Origin of the sequence: Saccharopolyspora sp. NPDC050389, from assembly GCF_040655595.1 — a bacterium.
Lineage (GTDB): Bacteria > Actinomycetota > Actinomycetes > Mycobacteriales > Pseudonocardiaceae > Saccharopolyspora.
In genome coordinates this window covers 1-6,095 of sequence record NZ_JBFAKG010000193.1, presented here as the reverse complement: position 1 = coordinate 6,095, position 6,095 = coordinate 1, and the positions used below count along the sequence as shown (strand labels likewise).

At 70.4% G+C, this 6,095-nt stretch carries 6 protein-coding genes; 4 read left to right on the top strand and 2 right to left on the bottom strand.

Annotated elements, in window-relative coordinates; all coding sequences use genetic code 11:
- Positions 1–240: 240 nt before the first annotated feature.
- On the top strand, positions 241–1,674 hold the full coding sequence (locus tag AB0I53_RS49055; RefSeq protein ID WP_358617984.1) for an aldehyde dehydrogenase family protein: 1,434 nt from the start codon (positions 241–243) through the stop codon (positions 1,672–1,674).
- A 330-nt stretch (positions 1,675–2,004) separates the two neighbouring features.
- Here AB0I53_RS49055 and AB0I53_RS49050 read toward each other — a convergent pair whose 3' ends face one another.
- Together AB0I53_RS49050 and AB0I53_RS49045 are read right to left on the bottom strand one after the other, a co-directional pair.
- Entirely contained in the window at positions 2,005–2,289 is a 285-nt protein-coding gene (locus AB0I53_RS49050; protein WP_358617982.1) for a DUF2631 domain-containing protein, read from the bottom strand.
- A gap of 200 nt (positions 2,290–2,489) precedes the next feature.
- Positions 2,490–2,759 (bottom strand): GlsB/YeaQ/YmgE family stress response membrane protein, encoded by a 270-nt coding sequence (locus tag AB0I53_RS49045; protein ID WP_358617980.1) that lies wholly within the window; start codon positions 2,757–2,759, stop codon positions 2,490–2,492.
- Positions 2,760–2,880: 121 nt separating this feature from the next.
- On the opposite strand from AB0I53_RS49045, the gene dxr reads away from it, so the two are divergent.
- From dxr to AB0I53_RS49030, 3 genes are all read left to right on the top strand, one after another.
- Positions 2,881–4,122: a 1-deoxy-D-xylulose-5-phosphate reductoisomerase gene (gene dxr, locus AB0I53_RS49040; protein WP_358617987.1), complete on the top strand. Its 1,242-nt coding sequence runs from the start codon at positions 2,881–2,883 to the stop codon at positions 4,120–4,122.
- The gene (locus AB0I53_RS49035; RefSeq protein ID WP_358617977.1) at positions 4,123–5,406 is read left to right on the top strand and encodes a site-2 protease family protein; all 1,284 of its coding nucleotides are present in this window, start codon (positions 4,123–4,125) and stop codon (positions 5,404–5,406) included.
- Between the two features lie 348 nt (positions 5,407–5,754).
- On the top strand, positions 5,755–6,095 hold a 341-nt coding region (locus AB0I53_RS49030; protein WP_358617975.1), incomplete at its 3' end, for a flavodoxin-dependent (E)-4-hydroxy-3-methylbut-2-enyl-diphosphate synthase.

Sequence of the window (6,095 nt, the reverse complement as noted above, 5' to 3'; positions counted from 1 at the left end):
CGAGGACTGGGAAATCGAGGAGATCGACCTGGGTGACCCGGTGGCGGGCGAGGTGCAGGTGCGGCTGGCGGCCTCGGCTATAGCCGCCCAAAAGACTCACGGCCGGGACGCCGGCGCGCATCGGCCCGGAAGCTGCCGATCCGTCCAGCCGATTGGATCGGGGTGGCCAGATTGGCACTCCCCGCCCGGGGAGCGGGCTCGTAGCGTCACGGCGAGGACGAAAACGACAGGAGGCAGCCGATGGCATCGGTCACCGGGAACTGGATCGCAGGCGAGCGGGTCACCAGCGACGCGACCTTCGAGGTGCGGCATCCCTACGACGGCTCGGCGGTCGCCACCACGTGCTACGCCACCGACGCCGACGTGGAGCGCGCCGTCGCGGCCGCGCACGCGGTCCGCCGCGAGTTCGCGACGCTGCCCGCGCACGCCCGCGCGGCGGCGCTGGACCACGTGAGCCGCCGCCTCACCGAGCGGGCCGAGGAGATCGCGCAGCTGATCACCGCCGAGAACGGCAAGCCGATCACCTGGGCGCGCGCCGAGGTCGCCCGCGCCGCCTCCACCTTCCGCTGGGGCGCGGAGGAGGCCCGCCGCTTCTCCGGCGAGCTGCAGCGGCTGGACACCGACGCGGGCGCGACGGGCCGGATGGCGCTGATCCGCCGGGTCCCGCGCGGGCCGGTGCTGGGGATCTCGCCGTTCAACTTCCCGCTCAACCTGGTGGCGCACAAGGTCGCTCCGGCGATCGCCGCCGGCACCCCGATCGTGCTCAAGCCCGCGCCGAAGACCCCGCTGTCCGCGCTGCTGCTCGGCGAGATCCTGGCCGAGACCGAGCTGCCCGCCGGATCGTGGTCGGTGGTGACGACCACCAACGAGAAGGCCGCCGAGCTCGTCGCGGATCCGCGGCTGCCGGTGGTGTCGTTCACCGGCTCCGGGCCGGTCGGCTGGGGCATCCGGGACTCGGCGCCGCGCAAGCACGTCACCCTCGAACTCGGCGGCAACGCCGCGGTGATCGTCGACGCGGACTGGCCGGACCTCGACTACGCCGCCGACCGGATCGCCACCTTCGCGATGTACCAGGGCGGCCAGTCGTGCATCTCAGTGCAGCGCGTCTACGTGCACCGCGACAGCTACGACGACCTGACCGCCCGCGTGGTCAAGGCGGTCGAGGCGCAGGGCACCGGGGATCCGAAGGACCCGGCCACCAAGGTCGGGCCGCTGATCGACGTGGCGGCCGCGGAGCGGGTGGAGCAGTGGGTCGGCGAAGCCGTCGCGGCGGGCGCCCGGTTGCTCACCGGCGGTACCCGCGAGGGCGCGACCTACGCGCCGACGGTGCTGGCCGACGCGCCGGAGGACGCGAAGGTCTCGTGCGAGGAGATCTTCGGCCCGGTGCTGGTCATCTCGCCGGTCGACTCGGTGGACGAGGCGTTCGAGAAGGTCAACGCCTCCCGCTACGGCCTGCAGGCCGGCGTGTTCACCCGCGACCTGCAGCTGGCCTTCCGCGCCTCGTCGGAGCTGGAGGTCGGCGGCGTGGTCATCGGTGACGTGCCGAGCTTCCGCGCCGACCAGATGCCCTACGGCGGTGTGAAGGAGTCCGGCGTCGGCCGCGAGGGCGTCCGCGCCGCGATGACCGACCTCACCGAAGAGCACGTCACGGTCCTCACGGGCATCAATCCGTGAACTACGGTTTCCAGGCTCGTCCTGCGTAGCGGTGCGGGTGGCGGCCCCCTGCGGGAGTCACCGCGGTCTTCTCGCTGTGGGATCCCCGACATCATGAATGACCAATTCACCACGTCGGGGCTGTCCTCGCGAGAAGGCCTCTGAGAACCCGCGGCGGTGCCGGTTGCGTGGGTGGGCTAAGCGGCTGCGCCGCTTCAAAGACAAAGCTCAAACCCAAAAGCTCGCGGCCTTCATCAGGTGGGACTCGGCGTACTAGGGTTCTCGGCCCGCTGAACACACGAAAAACGCCGCCCCGGTGACCGGGGCGGCGTTCTTCATGCTTTCGGTGCGTCAGCGGCGCCAGGCGGTCCGCTTCCTGCGCAGGTCGATCAGCAGGCCGATGACCAGGATCGCCGCGATCACGACCAGGTAGCCGTCCTCGGTCTTGAAGTGCCCGCCACCGCTGATGATGCCGCCGTGGTTGCCGATCAGCATGGCCAGGCACGCGATGACCGAGAACCAGCCCATGATCTGGGTGCCCTTCGGGAAACCGCCGTGCCAGCCCCACTCGACCGACGGTTCCTCGGCCGGGTCGATGGCCTGGCTGGGCTTCTTCTCCAGCTCGGTGCTCGCCACGTTCCCCTCCTGTGCCACGCCGGCCGCGCGGGCCGGAAGACAGTGCTCGGTGCGCGGATCGCCGCCCGGCGATCCACATTGCCCTCATCCTCGCACACGGCATCCGCGCCCGAGCGCGCGCCTGCCGGGCACGAGCAGCGAAAAGGGTGTTGCGGAAAGAGATTTCCGCAACACCCCGCGAAGCCACTCCGGTCCCGGCGCTACCGCTGCACCGCCTTGCGGCCGACGATCACCCGGTAGACGCCCAGCACGATGACCGAGCCGGCGATCGCCAGGAGCCAGGTGCTCAGCGACCAGAACCGGTCGATGCCGACGCCGAAGATCCAGTTGCCGACCAGCCCGCCGACGAACGCGCCGACCACGCCCAACAGCATCGTGACCAGGATTCCGCCCGGGTCCTTGCCCGGCATGATCGCCTTCGCGATGGCGCCCACGATCAGGCCGAGAACGATCCATCCGATGATGCCCATGGCTGTTCTCCTCACGTTCTGCGCCGCACCCGCATGGGCCGACCACCTGATCGTGAACCCCGGAAGTGATTTGCGCACCGCGAGCGACGAGTGCTCACCTTCTTCGGGGACAATGGCGGTGATGCACGCCGACACCCCGAATCAGAGCGCACCTAGCGAACCCGGTCCCCGCACCGTCCTGGTGCTCGGCTCGACCGGTTCCATCGGAACCCAGGCCCTGGACGTGATCCGGCACAACCCCGACCGGTTCCGGGTCGCCGGGCTGGCCGCGGGCGGCAGCGACCCGCAGGCCCTGGCGGCGCAGGCGCTGGAGTTCGACGTCCCGGCGGTCGCGGTCGCCAAGGGCACCGCCGTCGAAGACGTCCAGCTCGCCCTCTACGCCGAGGCCCAGCGGCGCGGCTACGCGGCCGGCGAGTTCCGGCTGCCACGGCTGCTGGCCGGGCCCGACGCCGTCACCGACCTCATCGAATCCACCCCGGCCGACGTGGTGCTCAACGGCGTCGACGGCTCGCGCGGCCTCAAGCCGACGCTGGCCGCGCTGGCCACCGGCGCGACGCTGGCGCTGGCCAACAAGGAGTCGCTGATCGCCGGCGGCTCGCTGGTGCTCAAGAGGGCCGCGCCCGGCCAGATCGTGCCGGTGGACTCCGAGCACTCGGCGCTGGCGCAGTGCCTGTTCGGCGGCCGCGCCGACGAGGTGGAGCGGCTGGTGCTGACCGCCTCCGGCGGCCCGTTCCGCGGCCGCAAGCGCGACGAGCTCGTCGACGTCACCGTGCAGCAGGCGCTGGCCCACCCGACCTGGTCGATGGGCAGCGTGGTCACGATCAACTCCGCCACGCTGGTCAACAAGGGCCTGGAGCTGATCGAGGCGCACCTGCTGTTCGGCATCGGCTTCGACCGCATCGACGTCGTCGTGCACCCGCAGTCGATCGTGCACTCGATGGTCACCTTCGTGGACGGCTCCACGATCGCGCAGGCCAGCCCGCCGAACATGCGGATCCCGATCGCGCTGAGCCTGGACTGGCCGCGCCGGGTGCCCGGCGCCGCGCCGGCGCTGACCTTCGAGAAGGCCCAGGAGTGGACTTTCGAGCCGGTCGACAACGAGGCGTTCCCGGCCGTCGAGCTGGCCCGCGCGGCGGGCTCCGGCGGCGGTTGCCTGCCCGCGATCTACAACGCGGCGAACGAGGAAGCGCTGGCGGCGTTCGTCGAGGGCCGCCTCGGGTTCACCGCGATCGTGCAAACTGTGGGTGAAGTGCTCGCCGGCGCCGACCAGTGGCGCAGCGACCCGGCGGGCTTGGACGAGGTCTTCGCGGCCGAGGACTGGGCACGCACTCGGGCTCGCGAGCTCGTGGGGAAGGCGGAGTAGATGCTGGTCGTCGTTGGCATCCTGATCTTCTTCCTCGGGCTGCTGTTCTCCATCGCGTGGCACGAGCTGGGGCACCTGGCGGCCGCGAAGCTGTTCGGGATCAAGGTCACCCAGTACATGGTCGGCTTCGGCCGCACCGTCTGGTCCCGCAAGAAGGGCGACACCGAGTACGGCCTGAAGCTCATCCCGTTCGGCGGTTACATCCGGATGATCGGCATGTTCCCGCCGAAGAAGGACGAGAAGTACGGCCGCACCACGTCGTCCGCGCCGTGGCGGGCGATGATCGAGGACGCCCGCCAGATGTCCGCCGAGGAGATCACCCCGGAGGACGCGCACAAGCAGTTCTACCAGCGCAGCCCGTGGAAGCGGGTCATCGTGATGATGGCCGGGCCGGTGATGAACCTCATCCTGGCGGTCGGCATCTTCACGGCGATCCTGATGGGCCACGGCATCGCGACCCCGACGACCACGGTCGCCAACGTCAGCGCGTGCGTGCTGCCCGCCACCGCGCCGAACACCGAGGTCTGCCCGGCCGGTGCGCCGCAGTCCCCGGCCGCGGCCGCGGGATTCCGGACCGGTGACCGGATCGTCGAGTTCAACGGCAAGCCCTACACCACGTGGGACGAGCTGCAGCTGGCGATCCGCGCGTCCAGCGGTTCGGTGCCGGTGGTCATCGAGCGCGACGGCCAGCGGATTCCGCTCCAGGCCGACCTGATGCAGACCGACCGGCCGAAGCTGAACTCGACCAGCGAGACCGAGAAGGTCGGCTTCCTGGGCCTCACCCCGACCTCGGTGCTGGTCAAGCAGGACATCGGCGGCGTGGCGAGCACCGTCGGCGGCTTCGTCAGCCTCACCGCGCAGAAGGTCGTCGAGCTGCCGCAGCGGGTGCCCGACCTGGTCGCCGCGATCTTCGGTGGCGAACGGCACCAGGACTCGCCGGTGGGCATCGTCGGCGCGAGCCGGCTCGGCGGCGAGGTGCTGTCCTCGGACATGGTCGGCGTCGACGACCGGATCATCATGATGTTCAACCTGCTCGCGGGCGTGAACCTGTCGTTGTTCGTGTTCAACATGCTGCCGATCCTGCCGCTGGACGGTGGCCACGCCGTCGGCGCGATCTGGGAGGGCATCCGTCGCAAGTTCGCCAAGCTGGTGCGGCGGCCCGACCCGGGGCCGTTCGACACGGCACGGCTGATGCCGCTGGCGTACGCGGTGAGCCTGATCTTCATCGCGTACTCGCTGCTGGTCCTGGTCGCCGACGTGGTGAACCCGGTCAAGCTGTTCTGATCGTTTTCGCGCGAAACCGCTGCTCGGCACGCGTGGCGGGCGCCGGTTTCGCGCGGGAACGGCGGCGGCGCAGCGGGCATTTCACCCGCGTGGCCGAGCGGCTGCGAGGAAGCGGAACCCGCGTCGGCGGGGCCGAACGGGCTTCGGCGTTCGCCGCGGCCGCTACTCGGATCGGGTGGTGGTGGGCGCGCGACGCTCGCTCGAACGAGACGTGAACCTACGCTGATGATCACCGAACGTGACCCGGCCGACCATGACGACGTCCAGCCGGATGAAAGGTCGCCGGTATCGTGGGGCGCGGGCGGTGCAAGCCGTCCGAAGAACACCAGAAGAGGTGGAGAGGTATCGATGACCGTCGATCTGGGCATGCCCGCGGCCCCGGCTCCGGTGCTCGCGGAACGGCGCAAGACCCGGCAGTTGCAGGTCGGACCGGTCGGAGTGGGCAGTGAATCGCCCATCTCCGTGCAGAGCATGACCACGACCGTCACCGCGGACGTGAACGCGACGTTGCAGCAGATCGCGGAGCTGACCGCCGCGGGCTGCGACATCGTCCGGGTGGCTTGCCCCAGCGCGGACGACGCGGAGGCGCTGCCGGCCATCGCGAAGAAGTCGCAGATCCCGGTCATCGCCGACATCCACTTCCAGCCGAAGTACGTGTTCGCGGCGATCGAGGCCGGCTGCGCCGCAGT